Origin of the sequence: Arthrobacter sp. SAFR-023 (assembly GCF_051965295.1) — a bacterium.
In the GTDB taxonomy this organism is placed as follows: Bacteria; Actinomycetota; Actinomycetes; order Actinomycetales; family Micrococcaceae; genus Arthrobacter.
Genome location: NZ_JBQCMF010000052.1, coordinates 1 through 1,049, shown reverse-complemented (window position 1 = coordinate 1,049; position 1,049 = coordinate 1). Strand labels below are relative to the sequence as shown.

General features: G+C 68.5%; 1 protein-coding gene and 1 pseudogene. Both read left to right on the top strand.

Annotated elements, in window-relative coordinates; genetic code table 11:
* Positions 1-130: 130 nt before the first annotated feature.
* Positions 131-460: pseudogene (locus ACTHQX_RS21690) on the top strand (Mu transposase domain-containing protein); the annotation flags it as partial.
* Between the two features lie 217 nt (positions 461-677).
* On the top strand, positions 678-1,049 hold a 372-nt coding region (locus ACTHQX_RS21685; RefSeq protein WP_440159303.1), incomplete at its 3' end, for an ATP-binding protein.

The following is a 1,049-nucleotide window of genomic DNA, read 5'->3' as shown; positions in this document are numbered from 1 at the left end:
CTGGGACAACGAATCAGGGATCGGCCAGGGGCGGCTGACCGAGCCGGCGGCGGCGTTCGCCGGCGTGCTGGGCTGCGAGATCCGGCAGCTGCCGCCACGGGATCCCGAATCCAAGGGCATCGTGGAGCGGATGAACCGTTACTTCCGCCAGGGCTTCATGCCCGGCCGGACGTTCGCGTCCCCGCTGGATTTCAACGACCAGCTCGCGGACTGGCTGCCGCGGGCGAACGCCCGCTACTCCCGGACCCGGCACGGCCGCCCGGCCGAGCTCATGGTCCGCGACAGGGAAGCGATGCGCCCGTTGACGCCGGTGGCGCCCGAGTTCGCCTTCCGCAGCAGCGTCCGGCTGCCAAGGGACAACTACGTGCGGGTCTTCTCCAACGACTACTCCGTGGACCCGGGCGCGATCGGACGGATCGTGGACGTCGAAGCAGACCTGGAAAAGGTGACCGTGAGCGCCGACGGCCGGCTGCTTGCCAGCCACGAGCGGCGGTGGGCCAGACACCAGATCTTCACTGACCCCGGGCACGTGGACAGGCCGCCTCCCTCCGACGGATCCACCGCAGCGTCAAGGCCGGACGGTCCACAGTGGTGGAGAAACGGGACCTGTCGATCTATGACGAACTGTTCGGCGTCGCCATCCCCGACGATGCCCGCGAGCTCTCCGGGGCAGGACGGTGAACGGGGCGGTGAAGGACATCGACTACTACGCCCGCGCACTGCGCGCCCCACGAATCGCCGACGGCTACCGATCCCTCGGCGACCGGGCACGGGCAGCAGGCTGGTCACACGAGGAATACCTCGCCGCCGTCCTCTCCCGCGAGGTCGCCGAACGCGAAGCCTCCGGGGCCGCCCTGCGGATCAGGGCCGCGAGGTTCCCCGGACACAAGCTGCTGGAAGAGTTCAACTTCGACCACCAGCCTACCGCGGACCGGAACCTCGTCGCTCATCTTGGCACTGGGGTCTTTCTGGAAGAAGCAAAGAACGTAGTCCTACTCGGCCCGCCGGGCACCGGGAAAACCCATCTGGCCGTCGGGATCGGAATCCGG